The 19,451-nt window shown below is 71.8% G+C and carries 16 protein-coding genes and 1 pseudogene; 11 read left to right on the top strand and 6 right to left on the bottom strand.

Features of this window, described 5'->3' with window-relative positions; translation table 11 throughout:
* The first annotated feature begins 28 nt into the window (after positions 1 to 28).
* The 5 genes and pseudogenes from FXF68_RS06475 to FXF68_RS43680 form a co-directional block, all read left to right on the top strand.
* Complete coding sequence (locus FXF68_RS06475; protein WP_148757932.1) at positions 29 to 1,720, top strand: MmpA family trehalose lipid delivery protein; 1,692 nt, start codon at positions 29 to 31, stop codon at positions 1,718 to 1,720.
* Positions 1,720 to 1,851: a hypothetical protein gene (locus tag FXF68_RS44400; protein ID WP_255220389.1), complete on the top strand. Its 132-nt coding sequence runs from the start codon at positions 1,720 to 1,722 to the stop codon at positions 1,849 to 1,851. Before FXF68_RS06475 ends, FXF68_RS44400 begins: the two co-directional genes overlap by 1 nt.
* Before the next feature lie 13 nt (positions 1,852 to 1,864).
* Positions 1,865 to 2,671 carry a glycosyltransferase gene (locus FXF68_RS06470; protein ID WP_148757931.1) on the top strand — a complete coding sequence of 269 codons (807 nt, stop codon included), beginning with the start codon at positions 1,865 to 1,867 and terminating at the stop codon, positions 2,669 to 2,671.
* Entirely contained in the window at positions 2,668 to 3,867 is a 1,200-nt protein-coding gene (locus tag FXF68_RS06465; protein ID WP_148757930.1) for a glycosyltransferase family 4 protein, read from the top strand. Before FXF68_RS06470 ends, FXF68_RS06465 begins: the two co-directional genes overlap by 4 nt.
* A 16-nt stretch (positions 3,868 to 3,883) precedes the next feature.
* Positions 3,884 to 6,991, top strand: a pseudogene (locus FXF68_RS43680) (alpha-(1->3)-arabinofuranosyltransferase domain-containing protein); the annotation flags it as partial.
* A 1,201-nt stretch (positions 6,992 to 8,192) separates the two neighbouring features.
* On the opposite strand, the gene FXF68_RS43675 reads toward FXF68_RS43680, so the two are convergent.
* Positions 8,193 to 9,431 carry an acyltransferase family protein gene (locus FXF68_RS43675; protein ID WP_246178360.1) on the bottom strand — a complete coding sequence of 413 codons (1,239 nt, stop codon included), beginning with the start codon at positions 9,429 to 9,431 and terminating at the stop codon, positions 8,193 to 8,195.
* Positions 9,428 to 10,168: a class I SAM-dependent methyltransferase gene (locus FXF68_RS06450; protein ID WP_148758227.1), complete on the bottom strand. Its 741-nt coding sequence runs from the start codon at positions 10,166 to 10,168 to the stop codon at positions 9,428 to 9,430. Before FXF68_RS06450 ends, FXF68_RS43675 begins: the two co-directional genes overlap by 4 nt.
* 101 nt (positions 10,169 to 10,269) lie before the next feature.
* Between FXF68_RS06450 and pgfA the strand changes: the two genes are divergently transcribed.
* On the top strand, positions 10,270 to 11,304 hold the full coding sequence (gene pgfA, locus FXF68_RS06445; protein ID WP_148757927.1) for a cell envelope lipid trafficking protein PgfA: 1,035 nt from the start codon (positions 10,270 to 10,272) through the stop codon (positions 11,302 to 11,304).
* Positions 11,305 to 11,399: 95 nt separating this feature from the next.
* A complete protein-coding gene (locus FXF68_RS06440; RefSeq protein WP_148757926.1) occupies positions 11,400 to 12,509 on the top strand; it encodes an NAD(P)H-dependent flavin oxidoreductase in 1,110 nt (369 codons plus the stop codon).
* A 49-nt stretch (positions 12,510 to 12,558) separates the two neighbouring features.
* Here FXF68_RS06440 and FXF68_RS06435 read toward each other — a convergent pair whose 3' ends face one another.
* The 4 genes from FXF68_RS06435 to FXF68_RS06420 form a co-directional block, all read right to left on the bottom strand.
* Positions 12,559 to 12,927, bottom strand: coding sequence for a hypothetical protein (locus tag FXF68_RS06435; RefSeq protein WP_187437760.1), 369 nt, complete (start codon positions 12,925 to 12,927; stop codon positions 12,559 to 12,561).
* A 247-nt stretch (positions 12,928 to 13,174) separates the two neighbouring features.
* A complete protein-coding gene (locus tag FXF68_RS06430; RefSeq protein ID WP_281292134.1) occupies positions 13,175 to 13,411 on the bottom strand; it encodes a type II toxin-antitoxin system RelE/ParE family toxin in 237 nt (78 codons plus the stop codon).
* Entirely contained in the window at positions 13,408 to 13,677 is a 270-nt protein-coding gene (locus FXF68_RS06425; RefSeq protein WP_148757923.1) for a hypothetical protein, read from the bottom strand. Before FXF68_RS06425 ends, FXF68_RS06430 begins: the two co-directional genes overlap by 4 nt.
* A 115-nt stretch (positions 13,678 to 13,792) precedes the next feature.
* Positions 13,793 to 14,605, bottom strand: coding sequence for a crotonase/enoyl-CoA hydratase family protein (locus FXF68_RS06420; RefSeq protein WP_148757922.1), 813 nt, complete (start codon positions 14,603 to 14,605; stop codon positions 13,793 to 13,795).
* 155 nt (positions 14,606 to 14,760) lie between these two features.
* Here FXF68_RS06420 and FXF68_RS06415 point away from each other — a divergent pair, with 155 nt between their 5' ends.
* The 4 genes from FXF68_RS06415 to FXF68_RS06400 all read left to right on the top strand — a co-directional run bounded on the left by FXF68_RS06415 (position 14,761) and on the right by FXF68_RS06400 (position 19,444).
* The gene (locus FXF68_RS06415) at positions 14,761 to 16,320 is read left to right on the top strand and encodes an acyl-CoA synthetase (RefSeq protein WP_148757921.1); all 1,560 of its coding nucleotides are present in this window, start codon (positions 14,761 to 14,763) and stop codon (positions 16,318 to 16,320) included.
* 67 nt (positions 16,321 to 16,387) lie between these two features.
* Positions 16,388 to 17,254, top strand: coding sequence for an OB-fold domain-containing protein (locus FXF68_RS06410; RefSeq protein ID WP_187437759.1), 867 nt, complete (start codon positions 16,388 to 16,390; stop codon positions 17,252 to 17,254).
* Positions 17,251 to 18,294, top strand: a complete 1,044-nt coding sequence (locus FXF68_RS06405) for a thiolase domain-containing protein (RefSeq protein WP_148757919.1) — start codon at positions 17,251 to 17,253, stop codon at positions 18,292 to 18,294. The genes FXF68_RS06410 and FXF68_RS06405 overlap by 4 nt, the downstream gene beginning before the upstream one ends.
* A complete protein-coding gene (locus FXF68_RS06400) occupies positions 18,287 to 19,444 on the top strand; it encodes a thiolase domain-containing protein (RefSeq protein WP_148757918.1) in 1,158 nt (385 codons plus the stop codon). Before FXF68_RS06405 ends, FXF68_RS06400 begins: the two co-directional genes overlap by 8 nt.
* Positions 19,445 to 19,451 lie beyond the last annotated feature (7 nt).

The following is a 19,451-nucleotide window of genomic DNA, read 5'->3' as shown; positions in this document are numbered from 1 at the left end:
TGAGCGGGGCGCACATGAGCGGGCGCGAATGAAGGAGCGGACGCGGCATCTGGTGGCCGCGCTGACCGGGCTCGGGCTCGGGCTCGCGGCGCTGGGGCCGGGGCTCGCGCCCGGGTTCGTGCTGTCCTACGACATGGTGTTCGTGCCCGATCCGGCGTTCACGCGGCTGACGTTCGGGCTCACCGGGATCGTCCCGCGTCACGTGCCGAGCGACGCCGTCGTGACCGCGCTCGCCACCGTGATCCCGGCCGACGCGGTGCAGAAGCTCGTCCTCCTGGCGATCTTCGTGATGGCCTGCACGGCGGCGGCGTCGCTGGTGCCGTCCGAGCGGATGGCGCCGCGCCTCGCCGCCGGGGTCTGCTACGCCTGGAACCCGTTCGTCGCCGAGCGGCTGCTGCTCGGCCAGTGGGCGCTGCTCCTCGGCTACGCGGCCCTGCCCTGGGCGGTGGCCGCCGCCGCGCGGGCGGACGAGCGCGGCGGCGGGCGCCGCCTGGTCCGCGCCCTGATCCCGGCCGCGATCGGCGGGTTCGCGGCGCTCGCCGTCTCCGGGCTGACCGCGCTGGTCGTCGCGCTCGTGACCGTGCGGGGACGCGGCGCGGCGAAGGTGGTCGGCGCCGTGGCCGTGCTGAGCCTGCCCTGGCTGGTGCCGGGACTGCTGCGGCCCGGCGGCCTGCCCTCGGACGACACCGCCGTCGACCTGTTCGCGGCCCGCGCCGACACCCCGTTCGGGACGCTCGGCAGCCTCCTCGCCCTCGGCGGAGCGTGGAACGGCGAGACCGTCCCGTCCGGGTACGGGACGCCGGTGATCGCGTCCCTCTGGCTGGTCGTCGTCATCGGCGCGTTCGCCGCGTACCGGACGTGGTGCCGCGAGCCCGCCTGGCGGCGGGGCGCGGCGGTCGCGGCCGGGGTCGGGTTCGCGGTGGCGGCGCTCGGCGCGGTGGCGGCGCCCGTCCTCGAAGGGCTCGTCGGCCTGTGGCCGGGGTTCGCCGTGGTGCGCGACGGCCAGCAGTTCGTCGCGCCGCTCGCCGTCGTCGTCGCGGCCGGGCTCGGGGCGGCCGCCGACCGCGCCGCCGACGCGCGGCTGCCCGGCGTCGCGCTCGCGGCGGTCGCCGTCCCGGTGTTCCTGCTGCCGACGCTGGCCTGGGGCGCGGCCGGCGACCTGCGGGCCGTCCGGTATCCGGACGACTGGGCGCGGGCCCGCCGGATCGTCGACGGCGACCCGGCGAAGGGCGACGTGCTGGTCCTGCCGTGGGCGGCGTACCGGAGCTACCCGTGGAACCACGGCCGCCGCGTCCTCGACCCGCTGCCCCGCTACCTGCACCGCCGGGTCGTCGTGAACGACGCCGTCACCGTCGGCGGCACGACCGTCGCGCCCGAGGACCCGAAGGCCGTCCGGCTGGCGCCCGCCACAGCCCCGCCCGCCACGACCTCGGCCGCCGCGCTGCGCGACGCGGGCGTGCGGTACGTCGTGGTGGACGCCGAGACCGCCGCGCACCGTCCGGCCGGGGACGTGCGCGAAGTGCTGCGCGGACGTGACCTCGTCGTCTACCGGATCGACGGGTCCGCCGCGCCGCCCGGGGACGGTGTCCCGGTCGCGCCGGCGGTGGCCGCGTGGGTCGTCACCGGTCTGGCCGTCGCCTGGTCAATCGGGACCCCAAGGGCTACTCTGAGCCTTCCGTTACTCGGCAGTATCAAACCCCGCAGTCGAAGGACCCCCTGATGCGCATCGCCATCGCCGCGCTGGTCGGCGTTCTGCTGGCCGCCGGAGCATCGTTCACCGCGGTGCAACTCGCGAACGCCTCCCAGAAGGACCCCGTCATCAAGCCGCTGTACAACTACGGCTCCCGCTGACGTGTAGGCCCCGATGGCGACCCGGTGTGACGGCGGCGCGGTGCTTCTGGAGATCGTCGTTCCCGCGTACAACGAGGCCGACCGGCTTCCGGACGGGCTCGGCCTGCTGTGCGGCAAGCTCGCCGGGCTCCCGCTGCGCGCGGAGGTCATCGTCGTCGACAACGCCAGCACTGACGGGACGGCGCGCATCGTCCGGTCCTTCCGGGGCCCGGTTCCGGTTCGGCTGTTGCGTTGCGAGCGGCGCGGGAAGGGCGCGGCGGTCCGCGAGGGGCTCCTCTCGACAGACGCCCCGTTCGTGGGTTTCATGGATGCGGACATGGCAACAGACCTCGCGGCGTTGGACGAAGCCATCGTCCTGCTGCGCGAGGGCCGCCCGGTCGTGGTGGGGTCAAGGCGCCACGGTCGGTCGGTCGTTGAGGGTTACGCGCTGCCGGTGCGGCGGCTCGGCGCCATCACGTTCAACCGGATCGTCCGCGATCTCGTGGGCGGCGTCTCCGATACCCAGTGCGGGTTCAAGTTCTTCGACGGGGCATTGGCACGTTCCGTCGCGGCGGATCTGCGCACTGCCGGTTTCTCGTTCGACGTCGAACTGCTCGCGCACTGCGTTCGGCGGGGCGCGTCCGTGACGGACATTCCGGTGGTGTGGCGCGACCGTCCCGGTTCGACGTTCTCCGTCCGGCGCCATTCTCTGCAATGCCTCGTCGACCTGGCCCGCATCCGGGCGCGCGCCGGATTCCGGCCCGCGCTCGCCACGCCGGTGGGGGCGGTGGCCGTCCCGCAGCCCGGCATTCCGTCCGCGCCGGGCGTCAAGCCGGGATGAGCGGCGGCCCGCGACTCGCGGTCGTCAACTGGCGGGACCCGTGGCACCCGGCGGCGGGCGGCGCGGAGCGTTACGCCTGGGAGTTGGCCCGGCGGTACGCCGCCGAAGGGGCCCGCGTCCACTACGTGACGTGCCGCGCGCCGGGGCAGAAGCGTGGCGGGCGCGTCGAGGGCGTCGAATTCGTTCGTCTCGGCGGGACGTTCACCGTGTATCCGCTCGTCCTTTTGTGGATGCTGGCCCGCCGCCTGCGGCGCGCCGAACCGTTCGACGCGGTCATCGACTGCCAGAACGGCATCCCCTTCTTCACGCCATGGGTACTGCCCCGCCGGGTGCCGGTGTTCTGCGTCATTCACCATGTGCACGAGAACCAATTCGGGCTGTATTTCCCCGGCTGGCTGTCGTGGCTCGGACGGCGGCTTGAAGGGCCGGTGAGCAACTGGACGTACCGGCGCCACGCCTATGTGGTCGTGTCGCCGTCCACGCTGCGCGCGGTGCGGGAAAGGCTGGGCTGGAAAGGGCCCGCGCACGTCGTCCCGAACGGGACGAACGTCACCGACCCCGCCGGGACGACCCCGCCGGGGCCCGCCGGGAATCCCGACCTGGTGTGCGTGAACCGGCTCGTCCCGCACAAGCGGCCGCACCTGCTCCTCGACCTGGCGGAGCGGCTCGCGGTGGCCCGTCCAGGGCTGAAACTGCACATCGTCGGGGACGGCCCCGAGACGCCCGCGCTCAAGGCCGGGATCGCCGCGCGCGGCCTGGACGGCGTCGTGGTCCTGCACGGGCACGTGCCCGAGGACGTCAAGGCGGCCCTCGTCGCCCGCGCCGACCTGCATCTCAGCACGTCGCAGGGCGAGGGGTGGGGGCTCAGCGTGGTCGAGGCGGCGGCGCTCGGCGTCCCGACCGTCGCGCCCGACGTGGACGGCCTGCGCGACGCGATCCGCGACGGCGTCACCGGCTGGCTCGTCCGCGACGGCGACGACCAGGCGGACGTGGCCGACCGGGCGTTGAAGGAGCTGTCCGACCCCGTCCGCCGCGCGGAGGTCGCCGCGGCCTGCCGGGACTGGGCGGGCGGGTTCGACTGGGCGCGGACGGCCGCCGGCGTCCGCGACCTGGTCGCCGCCGCCGTCCGCGACGCTCGGGACCGCCCTGTCCGCGACTCGCGCGGTCGCGGGTACGGTGACCCGCACGCGGACTGACGGGGGAGGCGGCTCGATGGCGGTGGGAGAGGCGGACCCGCCTCGCGCCAGCGCGCCGCCGCGGCCTCTGCGGCACACGGCGGAGCGGGCGTACGAGCGGCTGCGCGAACGGCTCCGCGCGCTCGCCTGCTGCCTGGCGCTGACGGCGCTCGCGTTCGGCACCCGGCCCGGCGCGATCCTCGCCGACACCAAGATCGACATGGCGGTGGACCCGGTCGGGTTCCTCGGCCGCGCGGTGCGGCTGTGGGACCCCGAGCAGTTCGGCCAGCTCCAGAACCAGGCCGTCGGCTACCTGTTCCCGATGGGTCCGTTCTTCGCGCTCGGCGACGTCGCCGGGATGCCCGCGTGGATCACCCAGCGGTTCTGGCTCGCGCTGCTGATGTGCCTGGCGTTCACCGGCGCGTGGCGGCTCGCCGGACGGCTCGGCGTCGGCGGCCCGGGGACGCGCCCGTTCGCCGGAATGGCCTACGCGCTCGCGCCCAACGCGCTCGCCACGCTCGGCCAGATCTCGTCGGAGTACCTGCCGGTCGCGATGCTGCCGTGGATCGTCCTGCCGCTGGTCACCGCCGCGTCGGGGGAGGGCGGACGGGTCCGGGCGGCGGCGCGGTCCGGGCTCGCGATCGCCTGCTGCGGCGGGATCAACGCGACCGCGACCGTGGCGGTGCTGATCGTCCCGGTGGTCTACGTGCTGACGCGCGGGACGTTCCGGCTGCGGCTGCTCGCCTGGTGGTCGGCGGCGGCCGGCGCGGCCGTGGCGTGGTGGCTCGTCCCGCTGCTGCTGACCGGCAAGTACGGGTTCTCCTGGCTCACCTACACCGAGAAGGCCGACACGACGACCGGGCCGACCGGCCTGGTCAACGTGCTGCGCGGCGCTGAACGCTGGGTCAACTACCTCGTCGTGGACGGCCAGGTCTGGTGGCCGGTCGGGCACGGCCTCTCGCTCGGCCCGCTCCCGATCCTCTGCACGGGCGCGGTCGCCGCGCTCGGCCTCGCCGGGCTGCTCGGACGGCTCCTCCCCGAGCGGACGTTCCTCCTGGTCACGCTGCTCGCCGGGATGGCCGTCCTGTCCATGGGGCACCTCAGCGACGTTCCGGGCCCGTTCGCCGGGCAGCTCCGCGACCTGCTGGACGGCCCCCTCGCCCCGCTCCGCAACCTGCACAAGTTCGACGCGGTCGTCCGGCTGCCGCTCGCGCTCGGCCTCGCCCACCTGCTCACCGGCGCCAAGGCGCCCGCCTGGAAGTGGAAGTCGCTGGTCAGCCTGCCGGTCGCGGCGGCCGTCGGGCTCGGCGGCATCGGCCTCACCGCCGCCTCGCACGGCCTCACCGGGCCCGGCGAGTTCACGGACGTCCCCCGGTACTGGCGGGACGCGGCGTCCTGGCTCAACGCGCGGGCCGGGCGGCAGGGCGTGCTCGCCGTGCCGGGCGCGCCGTTCGGCGAGTACCTGTGGGGACGTCCCATGGACGACATCGTCCAACCGCTGCTGGACGCGCGGTGGGGGGTGCGGCAGCTCGTCCCCGCCGGGTCGCCCGGGTACACGCGGGCGCTGGACGCGATCGACCGGCAGGTCCGCTCCGGCCAGGGGTCGCCGGGGCTGAGCGCGTTCCTCGGCCGGATGGGCGTCCGGTACGTGCTGGTGCGCACCGACCTGCGGCGCGAGACGCTGCGCGGCGCGTGGCCCGCCCGCGTCCACCAAGCCTTGGACGACTCGCCCGGCCTGCGCAGGGTGGCCGCGTTCGGCCCGCCGACCGGTGGCCAGGCCAACGGCGACGCGGTGTCGGCCGTCGACCAGCCGTACCCGGCGCTGGAGGTCTACGAGGTCGCTGCCGCCGCCGACGTCGCGGGCCTCGCCTCCGCGACTGAGCCTGTCCGCGTGTACGGGGGGCCGGAGTCGCTGCTCGCGATGGCGGACGACGGCGCGCTGCCGGACGGCCCCGTCCTGTTCGACGACGACGCGCCCGACCTGCGCGGCGCCCCGGTCGTGACGGACTCGCCCCGGGTGCTGCGGCGCAACTTCGGCGAGCTGCACCAGACGTCGGAGACGCTGACGGCGGCGCATCGGGGCGAGGCCGCCGACGTCCTGGACGACGGCTGGGACCGCTACGCAACCCACGTCGCCTACGGCGGGGGCGTCCGCGACGTCACCGCGTCCACGTCGGCGGGCGGGGACGACGCGATCCCGCAGGCCCGCGAGCCGGGCGCCGTTCCGTTCGCCGCGTTCGACGGGAACCGGTTCACCGCCTGGAAGACCGGCGGCTGGACGGGCCCGGTCGGGCAATGGCTGCGCGTCGACTTCGACCGTCCGCGCGACGTGCGGGGGGTGGCCGCCGCGTTCGTCCAGGACCCGGCGCTCGGACCCGCCGTCGCGCGCGTCGCGGTCGAGACCGAGCGCGGGACGGTGGAGCAGGACGTCCGGCGCACGGCGGACGCCCAGCCGCTCCGCGCGCCGGACGGCCCGACCCGCTGGCTCCGGCTCCGGATCGCGCGTCTCGCGGCGAAGCCGGTCGTCCCGGCCTTCGCGCGGGCGGCGGTGGCGGAGGTGTCGGTCGGCGGGATCAAGCCGAGCCGCACTTACGTCCTGCCCGCGCCCGCCCAGGTCACGGGGCCCGCGACCGTTGTGCTGAGCCGGACGAGCGGGGCCGTGCCCGAATGCATGAAGGGCAGCCTGCGCTGGGTGTGCTCGCCTTCACTCGGCTCCACGGACGAGGAGGGCACCGGGTTCGACCGCACGTTCACGTCGGCGGTGGGCGGCAAGGCTCTCGTCACCGGGACGGCCGTCCTCACCGATCCCGCGCTGGTCGAGCGGTACACGGCGGTGCGGGGCCAGGCGTCGGTCGCGGCGAGCTCGACGCTGTCGCGGCACCCCGTGGCCCAGGCCCGGTCCGCGTTCGACGGCGACCCGGCGACGTCCTGGATCGCGGGGGATAGCGATGACCAGCCCCGATACAGCGTGCGATGGAAGGGACAGAAGCGCGTGGCGACGGTCACGGTCGACCGCCCGCCCGGTGCATCGGGCCCGGTCCGGATCCGGGTCAAGGGCGACGACGGCGAGACCCGCGAAGGACTGTCGGACGCCTTTGGCAGGCTGAGCTTCGCCCCGATGACCACCGACCGCCTAACGCTCACCTTCCTGAAGGAGGCACAACCACAGCCGATCCAAGTAACCGAACTACACATACCAGGCGTGCGCCCCCTACCGGACGTGCGCAACTCCCCGCTGCACCTCCCATGCGGCCTAGGCCCAAATCTCCGCATCGGCACCACGCCTCTGCTAACGAGAGCCACCGGCACCCAGGGCGACCTACTAACCGGCCGCCCCCTCAAATTCACCGCCTGCAAACAAGCACCCGTCACCCCGGCCCAAAACCACCTGACCGCCACCCCCCTAGACCCCTACCGCCTCAACACCATCACCCTCACTCCAAAACCAACTACGCCCACCACGCCCACCGGGCCGGACGCCTCCACCACGCCTGCCGGGTCAGGCGCCTCTGGCGTGCCTGTCACGCCGGGCATGTCCGCCACGCCTGCGGCCCCTGGCGGGCCGAGCGCCTCTGTCACGCGGGGCGCGTCTGGTGCGCCCAGCGCGTCGTCGGGCGTGTCCGCAGCGCGGGGCGGGTTGGGTGCGGTGTCTGGGCAGGTCAAGGTGCTTGATTGGGGGGCGGGGTCTCGCAGGGTTGAGGTGAGCGCCGCTGCCGCTTCGTTTCTTGTCGTGAACGAGAACTTCAATGATGGGTGGCGTGCGAGCGTAGGTGGAGCGGCGCTGCGGCCCGTTCGGCTGGACGGGTGGAAGCAGGGGTGGCTCGTCCCGGCGGGTACGCGCGGTGTCGTCGAGCTGACCTATGGGCCGGACCGGGCGCAGCGCTTCGCGGTCGTCGGAGGGCTGTCCTTGCTGCTCATGCTGGTGTTCGTCGGGGTCTGGCCGGGGGGACGGGGCCGAGACCGGCGCCTGGCGCCCGTGGCGGGGACGGGGTGGCCCGCGTGGGCGGCCGTCGGGCTCGCCGCCGCGCTCGGCGGCTGGATCGCCGGGGCGCCCGGCCTCGCCGTCGCCACGGTGGTCGCGGCCGGATGCGGGTTCGCGCGCGGGCGCGGGTCCGCCGTCGCGCGGGCCGCCGCGTCCCCGTGGCCGGTCGCGGTCGCGATGCTCGCCGGGACGGGCTGCCTCGCCGCCGGAGCCTGGCTGGACGTGATCGCCGACCCCTCGTCGCCGTCCGGCCTGCTCGGCGACGTCGTCCCGCAGCTCCTCGGAGTCGCCGTGGTGGGACGGGTGGCGGCCGAGTTGTGGCGGCCCCGGCCGTCCGGCGGCGGCCCCGGCGGGCCGATCGCGCTCAGCTGGACGGCGCCCGGACAGGGTCCTGCGGACGGGCCGGATCCCGGCGGCGGGTCAGCGCCCGCACCGGACGTTCCACCAGGTAGTAGCTCAGGCTCGCCGCTGCGATGGACGCCGCCGCCAGCAGCGGAAGGTCCGTCGCGACGTTTCCCCGAAGGCCCCGGTCCGCCGCCTCGTACCAGGCCACGATGATCAGCAACTGCCACAGGAACACGCCGTAGGAGATCCGCCCGAGAAACCGCATCACCGGATTGCCGAGGACCGGGCCGAGCGCCGGATGCCCGGCCGGGGCCAGCGCGACCGGGGCGACCAGCGCCGCCGCGCACAGCCCGAGGACGATCACGTGCAGAACCGCCGTCCAGAACGCGTCCGGCGTCTGGAGGGTGAGCGGCCCGGCGGCGGGCGTCGCCGCGACCACGTACAGCATGGCCGCCGCCGTCCAGCACGCCGCCCACGAGTCGGACACCGCCCGGCACAGGACGGCGGCGCGCTCGTCCAGCCGCGCCCACACCGTCACCACGGCGAGCGCCATCCCGATCGCGAACCAGGCGAAGTACCGCGGAAGCCACAGTCCGGCCTGCGAATGCCGATCCGGGACGAACATGACGACCGTCCAGACCAGGGACAGCGCCGCGTACACGCCGATACCGGTCAGCAGTCGCCGCGCGCGGACGCCGACGCCGCCGCCCGGCCCGCGCCGCGCGTACCAGGCGAGGAGCGCGGCGGTGAACGGCAGCGCGACATACCAGGCCGCCTCGACGGCCAGGCTCCAGATCTGCCCGAGGTGCGCGGGGCCGAGGTCGCCATTCCACCAGGCGTCCGGCAGATAGGTCTGCGTGAGCGTGAGCAGCGACGCCCAGGTGAGCGGGTCGCCGACGTGGTCGCGTCCCGCCGTGAGCATAAAGACGACGACCAGGACCCAATAGGCGGGCAGAATGCGGAAGACCCGCTTTCGCAGGTATTCACCAGCGCGCGGTGCGGGGCGCCCATTCAGGACGGCCGCCGCCCACGGCCGGTAAAGCAGCAGGCCGGAAAGCGCGAAGAAAATAGGAACGCCGACCTGTCCGCCGTTGTAAAGCCACCGCACCCCGGCCGGATTCGTAACGGACCCGGCCGCGCTCGCCACATGGAACACCAGAACGCACAACGCCGCCACGGCCCGGATACCGTCGAACGTGTCCTGATGCCCGGAAATCGGCGGCGCAGCCGTATCGGCCGCCTCGACGGCGGACTTCACGTCCCCTTCTTCCGCAGCACCAGGACGAGATTCCACGTCGCGATCTCCCGCAGCCCGGGAACGCGAACGATCCCCTCCGCCCAGCGCGGATGGTAGCGGGGCAGGGCGTCCAGGACGCCCACGTCGGCGCGCCCCCGGGCCCACTCCAGCGCCGCCGACACCGACACCGGATGCAGGCTCTGGCCGTACAGGTTCTTCGGCGGACGCCCGTTCCGCCGCTCGTAGCGCCGCGCCGCCCGGTCGCCGCCGAAGTAGTGCCAAGGCGAGGTCTCATGGCCGCCCCACGGGGACAGCCAGTTGGTGAACGACAGGAAGACCGTCCCGCCCGGCTTCGTCACGCGCACCATTTCGTCCGCCATCCGCCACGGCCGGACGACGTGTTCCAGCACATTCGACGAGAAGCACACGCCGACGGAACCCGTCCGGAACGGAAGGGCGAGCGCGCTGGCCGCGATCGTGTTCGGCGCGGGAACGCCCAGCGAGGTCAGTTCAGCCAAAGAATGGTCGACGCCCGCGCACCGCGCGCCCGCGTCGGCGAGCGCCCGCGCGAAATGCCCGGTGCCCGTGCCAACGTCGAGAACGGTCATCCCGTCCAAGCCGACATAGGCGCCGAGGAGCGCGACGGTATCGCGGGCCATCAGGCCGTAGAAATGGTCCGGCTCGGTCTGCTCTTTGCGGAATGCGCTCAGCAGCCGCACCGACCGTCCCAGCGTGGCACGGCGCTCGGTGGACGGCATGGGCACCTCGCTGAGGGTCCGGGGGAGCGGGGCGATCGCGGGAGGTAGGGGGCGCTGGCAGGGGTAGGGTACCGGGCAGTAGCCCCCCGTGGAGGTGGTCCATGCGGCGACCTGTCGGCCTGATCCTGATCGGATTGGGCGCGTTCTTGCTGACACTCGCGCCCCTCGTCCGCTTCTATGTGGCCGACCGGGTCGTCGTGGCGCCGCTGAACCGCTACCAGGTGACGTCCCTGGAATCGAAGGGCTCCACGTACTTCGACGAGTCCGACCTCAAGTTGAAGAAGAACGTCACCCTCCTGGCGAAGAACACCGTGCGGGGCGACGTCCGCGCGAACGAGGGCAACGGCGACATCGCCGTCTGGGACTCCACCACCAACATCTACAACCAGGCCAAGCCCGACAAGCCCGTCCAGATCCAGGGCTTCCGCATCGCGTTCGACCGCCGCACCGGGAAGCTGACCAACTGCTGCGGTTCCAACGTCGACGGCGACAACCGCGTCCGGATGTCCGGGTACGGGCTGCTGTTCCCCATCGCGAACGTCCACAAGCGCGACTACCCGTTCTACGACATGACGACGCGGCAGTCGGCGCCGATGCGGTTCAACGCGGTCGAAGAGGTCCACGGCCTCCCCGCGTACCGCTTCACCCAGACGATCCCGCTGACGAAGACCGCCCGGCTGGACGTCAAGATGCCCGCCAAGATGCTCGGCCTCCCCGAGAAGGCGGGAAACCAGAAGGTCGACCGATACACCGAGGCGTACAACACCGTCTGGGTCGACCCGCGTACGGGCATCCCCGTGAAGCACCGGCAGAACATCCGCAGCACCGTCCGGACGCCGAACGGCAAGGGCTCGATGATCGTCGCGCAGGCCGACCTCATCACCATCGACAAGGACCAGCGGAACCTGGTCGACATGGCGAACTCGACCGCGCTGAAGATCGACCTCCTGCGCAGCTACATCCCCGGGGCGGGTGTCTTCTTCGGCCTGATCCTCCTGTTCGTCGGCCTCTCCCTCGCCTTCGTCCGCCCCGCAGCCCCTCCGGCCCCGGCCACCCCGCGCCGAGCCGACGGCAAGTTCGCCGACCAGCCCCCGCCCGCCCCGGCGGCGAGCACCACGCCCAACCCCACTCCCTGATACGTGTTCTACCCAAAGCCCTGACGTGACCTGACGACGCCCAACACAACTAGAACCTGTTGCAGTTTTGCCTTCCCCCGCCTAGGGTCGGGGTTGTGCGGACACGAGTCACCGAACTTTTCGGCATCGAGTACCCGATCTTCGCGTTCAGTCATTGCCGCGACGTGGTCGCGGCGGTGAGCCGCGCAGGCGGCATGGGCGTCCTCGGCGCCCTGCACTTCACCCCCGAGGAGCTCGAACTCGAACTCGCGTGGATCGACGAGCACGTCGGCGGCAGGCCCTACGGCGTGGACGTCGTCATGCCCGCCAAGTACGAGGGCGCCGACATGGGCGACGCCGAGGAACTGCTCGCGAAACTCCAGGGGATGATCCCGGCCGAGCACAAGAGGTTCCTGGAAGACCTCCTGGCCGAGCACGGCGTCGAGCCGCCCACCGACCAGGCGGGCAAGGCCCTCCTCGGCTGGACGGACGTGACCGCGCGCCCCCAGGTCGAGGTGGCGCTCAAGCACCCGATCGCCCTGCTCGCCAACGCCCTCGGCCCGCCCCCGGCGGACGTCGTGGAGGAGGCGCACCGGCACGGCGTGAAGGTCGCGGGCCTCGCGTCCAACGCCCGGCACGCCCGCAAGCAGGTGGACGTCGGCGTCGACATCATCGTCGCGCAGGGCACCGAGGCGGGCGGCCACACCGGCGACGTCGCCACGATGGTCCTGATCCCCGAGGTCGTGGACGCGGTGGGCGAGGACACGATCGTCCTCGCCGCGGGCGGCATCGGCCGCGGCCGCCAGATGGCCGCGGGCATGGCCCTCGGCGCCGACGGCGTCTGGACCGGCTCCATCTGGCTGACGGTCGCCGAAGCCGACACCCCCGAACGCGCCCTCCCGAAACTCCTCAACGCCACGTCCCGCGACACCGTCCGCTCCCGCGCCTGGACGGGCAAGCCCGCCCGCTTCCTCAAAACCGCCTGGACGGAGGCGTGGGAAAGCGAGAACTCCCCGGGCTACCTCCCGATGCCCATGCAGTTCATGCTGATCGCCGACGCCCTCCCCCGCATCTCCCGCTCCGGCGACGGCGAACTGGTCACCTTCCCCGTAGGCCAGATAGTCGGCTCCATGAACCAGATAAAACCGTCCGCCCAGGTCATCTACGACCTGATCGACGAATACGTAGAAGCCATAACCCGCCTGAACGCCATCACCGACTCCTGAGCGCCGGAGCCCCGGCCGCGCGCTGCTCGCGGCCGGGGCTCCCGGGTCGTCAGAACCTCGTCATCCAGGAGAGGGTGCGGGCGAGGGCGTAGTACACCACTCCGGCGAGCGTCCAGTTGATGTAGAGCTGCTCGTCGGGATCGCTCCGCGTGAAGACGTCGTGGAACGGGGTGGCGAGCCAGCGTCCGGCGTCGAGCGTCGCGTCCACGAGCGTGTTGCCCGGGTTGGCGTCGCCCCAGGTCAGCAGCATGCCGAGGGCGAGGATCACGACGGCGGCCCAGCCCGCGGCCAGGATCATCGCGCTCACCGGGTTGTGCCTGCTGCGCAGCCACCGCGGCGCCCTGCGCCTCCCGGCTCCCGCCTTCGCCGTCTCGTCGGTCGCCGCCGTCCGCCGATGCCAGAGGCTCCGCCGCGGCACCGCCTCATCCGCCGGTGGCTCGTGCCGCCTACGTCCGATATGCAAGGCCATGGCCAGCTCAGTCCTTCCGTGACTCGCTTCGCCTAACCGCTGCCACGCCCGGCCTTCCATAAACCCGACCCCCTTTTGGGGCGGTCCGAAATCTCCAATCAACCTAGAGAGAAAACGCGAATCACCTCGCTGTCAGCTCATCGCCAGTGCTGCGCAAGACGAGAGACTCCGGCCGCGTAGGGTCGGGCCCCGCCGCTCAACTCGTCGTGCGGCTTACGTGGGCGACGTAGACGATGCCGCCACTGACGCGGTACAACACCCGGTATGGGCCGACCCGAAGCCTGAAGTCGGATTTGCCCCAGGCGAACGCCTCTGGGGGGCTCGGATTATCGATCAGTTCGCCCACCGCAGCGGCGATGGCATGCATGCCCTCCTGGTCATGCATGTAGCGGCGCATTGTCTCCCGCGCTTGCGGTGACCACTCGATCTTCACTTGTCGGTGCCGAGGATCTCCGTCATGAACTCCTCGTGGGAGACGGCGCCGGGACGTCCGGCGGCCTCCCACTCGTCCAGCGCGGCGAACGCGGCGGCGGCCTCGGCCTCCTCCAGCGCCTCCGGTGTGGCTGCTCGTTCCAGCGCCTTGAGCCGTCTGAGGTCATCTAGTGGGACGATCGCCGCTGCCTCGCCGCCCAGGTGAATGACCTCGTACTCGTCTGTCCTGGGGACGTCCGATGTGGGTCCGGTCGGTTCCGCGCTCATGGTCGCCAGCGTACTCATGGTTCGTTCTTCATCCAGGGGGCGGCGCGGGCCGGGCCGCCCGCTCTCCTGGTCGAACATACCATCGAAGCGTGGTTGAATGGCTACGCTCTGTTGATTACTCGCCTTTGAAGACGGCGGGGCGTTTCTGGGCGAAGGCTCGGGAGCCTTCCTTGGCGTCTTCGGAGGCTATGACGGGCCAGCCGTGGTCGTCGGAGATCTTGAGGGCGGCCTCTTCGGGGAGGTGTTCGGTTTCGCGGTAGGTGCGCAGGATGGCCTGGACGGCGAGCGGGCCGCAGGCGGCGATCTGGTCCGCGAGGTCGCGGGCGGCGGCGAGGGCCGTGCCGTCCGGGACGATCTTGTTGATCAGGCCCATCGCGAGTGCCTCGCGGGGGGTCACCGAGCGGGCGGTCAGGAGGATGTCCATCGCGTTGGCGTAGCCGATCTGGCGGGGGAGGCGGATCGCGGAGCCGCCCATCGGGAAAAGGCCGCGCTTCGCCTCGTAGAGGCCGAGGGTGGCGCTCTCGGCGACGACGCGCAGGTCGGTGCCGACGAGGAGTTCGGTGCCGCCCGCGACGGCGTAGCCCTCAATCGCGCAGATCAGGGGCTTGGTCGGACGTCCCTCGCGGAGCAGGCCCTTCCAGTGGAAGTTCGGGATCTCGGCCATGCGCTCCCGGATCCGGGGGTCGGACGGCTGCTGCGCCATGGCCTTCAGGTCGGCGCCCGCGCAGAAGGTGCCGGCGGCGCCGGTGAGGATGCCGACGCGGACGTCCGGCGTCTCGGACATGTAGGTCCAGGCGTCCGCGAGGCCCACCAGCATGGCGGAGCTGAGCGCGTTGCGCGCCTCGGGACGGTTCATCGTGACGGTGACGACGTGGCCGTCGCGCTCGACGACGCAGTGCTCGGTGCTGATCGGCAGCAGGTCCGCCATGGGTCCTCCAGGTGGATGTCAAACGAGAACAGATTCTAGTTAAAGTGATCCTTGGTCGGTAGGGCTTGATCTGCAAAACGAGAACGTGATCTACTTTTGCCCGCCGGGGCGTCCGCCGGGGGACGGCGCTCACCGTGGTCATCGAGGGAGATCCGATGGGGTCATTGGGCTTTTGGCGGCTGGCGCAGGCCGATCCCGGGTGGGTCGCGGCCGTCGACCCGGACGGGACGGAGCACACCGCGGGCGAGCTGCTGTCCCGCGCGAACCGGCTCGTCCACGGGCTGCGCGGGCTCGGCCTGGAGGCGGGCGACGGGTTCTGCGGGCTCGTGCCGAACGGGTCCGAGGGACTGGTGCTGTACCTGGCGGCGCTCCAGGCGGGCTGGTACTACACGCCGGTGAACTGGCACCTGACCGGGCCGGAGATCGGGTACATCGTCGCCGACAGCGAGGCGAAGGCGTTCTTCGTCCACGAGCGGTACGCGGCTGAGGGCGCGCGGGCGGGCGAGGAGATCGAGGCGCATTGCCGGTTCGCGTTCGGGGACGTCGACGGCTTCCGCCCGTACGCAGAACTGGTCGACGGGCAGCCCGACACCCTCCCTGACGAGCGGACCAACGGCGCGACCATGCACTACACGTCCGGGACGACCGGGCGTCCGAAGGGCGTCAAGCGCGCGCTGATGGGCCTCGACCCCGACGACAGCGCCGAGTTGATGACGTTCCTGCTGAGCTTCTTCGGCATCGCGGCGGGACGTCCGGCGGGGGGCGAGCACGAGGCGCACCTGATCACCTCGCCGAACTACCACACCGCCGTCACCCAGTTCGGCGGCACCGCCCTGCACATGGGCCACACCCTCGTCTACATGGACAAGTGGACCGCCGAAGACACCCTCAGGCTCATCCAGGACTACCGCGTCACCAACACCCACATGGTCCCGACCCACTTCAAGCGGCTGCTGGCGCTGCCGGAGGACGTCCGGTCCCGGTACGACGTGTCGAGCATGAAGCACGCGATCCACGCGGCGGCGCCCTGCCCGGTGCCGATCAAGCAGCGGATGCTCGACTGGTGGGGCGACTGCATCTGGGAGTACTACGCGGCGACCGAGGGCGGCGGGACGATCGCGAGCCCCGCCGACTGGCGCGCCCATCCCGGCACGGTCGGCAACGCCTGGCCGATCAGCGAACTGCTCATCGTGGACGACGACGGCAACCCCGTCCCGAACGGCACCCACGGCACGATCTACATGAAGATGGCCGGGGTCGAATTCGAGTACAAGGGCGACGAGGAGAAGACGAAGGAGAACCGGCTCAAGGACTTCTTCACCGTCGGCGACATCGGCTATCTGACCGATGACGGGTTCCTGTTCCTGTCCGACCGCAAGGCCGACCTGATCATCTCGGGTGGCGCGAACATCTACCCGGCCGAGATCGAGAACGAGATCGTCCTGCATCCGAAGGTCGCGGACGTCGCCGTCTTCGGCATCCCGGACGACGAATGGGGCGAGCAGATCAAGGCCGTCGTCGAGCCCGCAGAAGGCGTGGAGCCGGGCCCCGCGCTCGCCGCCGAGATCCTCGCCTCCCTGGAGGGACGGCTCGCCAGGATGAAATGGCCGAAGTCGATCGACTTCATCGAGACGATGCCGCGCGAGCCGAACGGAAAACTCCTCAAGCGCAAACTCCGGGAGCCGTACTGGAAGGACCGCGACAGTGCCATTTAGCACGGGGCCATCTGAGGTCAACCACGTCCTGGAATTCCCGGGGGGTTATACGCGCTCGGTCGGCCCGGTGATCGGACGGTTCCTCAGCGAGTTGCGCGACGGGCGGCTGGTCGGCGTCCGGACGGCGGCGGGCCGGGTGCTCGTCCCGCCGTCCGAGCACGACCCGGACACCGGTGAGGACGTGACCGGCGAGTTCGTCGAGGTCGGCCCGGCCGGGACGGTCACGACGTGGTCGTGGGTGCCGCGCCCGGCGAAGGGGCATCCGCTGGACCGCCCGTTCGCGTGGGCGCTCGTCCGGCCGGACGGCGCCGACACCGCCCTGCTGCACGCACTCGACGTCGGCGTTTTCGAGGAGGGCGCGAAACCGCCCCGCTTCCTCAAGACGGGAATGCGCGTGCGCCCCCGCTGGCGCGCCGAACGCAATGGCGGAATCGGCGACATCGAATGCTTCCAGCCCGAAGTCACGATGATGAACGCGCCAACGCGCCTGGAGTACTCGCTGAAAGGCGGGAAGGCGCTGCAGCGCTTCCTTGAGGGCATTTCGCAGGGGAAGATCCTGGGCCATCGGTGCCCGGTGTGCGAGCAGGTCATCGTCCCGATGAAGGGGCTGTGCCCGCGCGACGGCGTCCCGACGACCGAAGAGGTGGAACTGCCCGACACCGGCACCGTCACCACGTTCGCCGTCAACAACATTCCCGAGCCACGCGCGCCCGAGGTGCCGTTCGTGTCCGCCTACGTGCTGCTGGACGGCGCGGGCCTGACGATGCTCACGCTCGTCGCGGGAATTCCGGCGGACCAGGTGCGGATGGGCATGCGGGTGAAGGCGGCCTGGCGTCCGCGCGAGGAATGGGAACCGAGCATGGGCAACATCAAATGGTTCGAGCCGCTTGACGAGCCAGATGTCCCCTTCGACGAGATCAAGGATTACACATGACGCGCGAGATCGCCGTGGTCGCGTTCGCGCAGACCCGGCACAGCGCCGAGGACGAGGGCCTGGCCGAGATCGAGATGCTCGCCCCCGTCATCACCGAAATAAAACAGAAGACCGGTCTCAGACAATTCGGCTTCACCTGCTCAGGCTCGTGCGACTATCTCGCCGGGGCTCCGTTCGCATTCGTCTCGGCACTGGACGCGGTCGGAGCCTGGCCCCCGATCTCGGAAAGCCACGTCGAAATGGACGCCGCCTGGGCCCTGTACGAAGCCTGGGTCAGATTGCTGCACGGCGACATCGACACGGCGCTCGTCTACGGGTTCGGGAAATCGTCCCAAGGAGACCTGCGCACGATCCTCACCCAGCAGCTCGACCCGTACTACCTGGCGCCACTCGGAATCGACGCGGTATCGCTAGCCGCGCTCCAAGCCCGCGCCTACCTGGAAAGGTCGGGCACCACCGAGGACGATCTGCGCGCAGTGGCCGCACGTTCTCGCCAAGCCGGACGCGACAACCCTTTCGCCCTTCACCTGCCGGAGCCCGAAGGCGACGAATACGACGTCGCCCCGCTGCGTCCGTACGACGTCGCGCCCATCACCGACGGGGCGGCGGCGATCGTCCTCGCGTCCGGGGACAGGGCTCGTGAGTTGTGTGAACGTCCCGCCTGGATCACCGGGATCGACCATCGCACCGAGCCGCACTCGCCGGGCGTCCGCGACCTGACCCGCTCGGAGTCGGCGCGGATCGCGGGCGAGAAGGCGGGCGCGGCGGGCGTCGAGGTCGCCGAACTGCACGCGCAGTTCAGCCACGAGGAGCTGATCCTCAAAGAGGCCCTCGGCCTCGACGACGGCGACGTCGCCGTCAACCCGTCCGGCGGTGCGCTGTCCGCGAACCCGATGATGGCGGCGGGCCTGATCCGGATCGGGGAGGCGGCGTCCCGGATCCACGGCGGGACGGCGACGCGGGCGCTCGGGCACGCCTCGTCCGGCCCCTGCCTCCAGCAGAACCTCGTCTGCGTGCTGTCGGGAGAAGAGCATGGGTGAGCGTTGCGCGGTCATCGGCGTCGGGCAGACGGCCTACAAGTCGAAGCGGCTGGACGTGTCGATGGCCGGGCTGCTCCGCGAGGCGGCCCGCCGCGCCCTCGACGACGCCGGGCTGACCTGGAAGGACATCGACGCCGTCGTGGTCGGCAAGGCACCCGACCTGTTCGAGGGCGTGCTGATGCCGGAGACGTTCCTCGCGGACGCGCTCGGCGCCGCCGGCAAGCCGATCATGCGGGTGCACACGGCCGGGTCGGTCGGCGGGTCGACGGCGATCGTCGCGGCGGGGCTGATCCAGGGCGGGGTGCACGAGCGCGTCCTCACGATCGCGTGGGAGAAGCAGTCGGAGTCGAACGCGACGTGGGCCCTCACGGTCAACTCGCCGTTCACGACGTCGCTGGTCGTGGGCGCGGGCGGCTACTTCGCGCCCCATATCCGGGCCTACATGCGCCGGTCGGGCGCGCCCGACCACATCGGCACGCTCGTCGCCGTCAAGGACCGGGAGAACGCGCTCAGGAACCCGTACGCGCACCTGAAGATCCCCGGCATCTCCCGCGAGATGGTCGAGTCGACGCCGATGCTGTGGGAGCCGATCCGCTACCTGGAGACGTGCCCGTCCTCGGACGGCGCCTGCGCGATGGTCCTGGCCTCGGAGGACGCGGCGAAGAAGGCCCCGGCGAAACCGGCCTGGGTGCACGGGACGTCGATGCGCTCCGAGCCGATGATGTTCGCCGGGCGCGACTCCGTCAGCCCGCAGGGCGGCAAGGACGCGGCGGCCGACGTGTACCGGCAGGCCGGGATCGGCGACCCGCGCCGCGAACTCGACTGCGCCGAGGTGTACGTCCCGTTCTCCTGGTACGAGCCGATGTGGCTGGAGAACCTCGGTTTCTGCGGCGAGCACGAGGGCTGGAAACTCACCGAGGCGGGCGCGACGGCGCTGGACGGCGACATCCCGTGGAACCCGTCCGGCGGCGTGCTGTCGTCCAACCCGATCGGCGCGTCCGGGATGATCCGGTTCGCCGAGGCGGCCCTCCAGGTGCGCGGGCTGGCGGGCGACCACCAGGTGGACGGCGCCCGCCGCGCGCTCGGCCACGCCTACGGCGGCGGCGCGCAGTTCTTCGCGATGTGGATCGTCGGCAGCGACAAGCCCTGAGGGGGCG

It is taken from the genome of Actinomadura decatromicini, from assembly GCF_008121305.1.
In the GTDB taxonomy this organism is placed as follows: Bacteria; Actinomycetota; Actinomycetes; order Streptosporangiales; family Streptosporangiaceae; genus Spirillospora; species Spirillospora syzygii.
The sequence above is the reverse complement of the archived record's forward strand: the minus strand, read 5'-3'. Positions and strand labels throughout refer to the sequence as shown.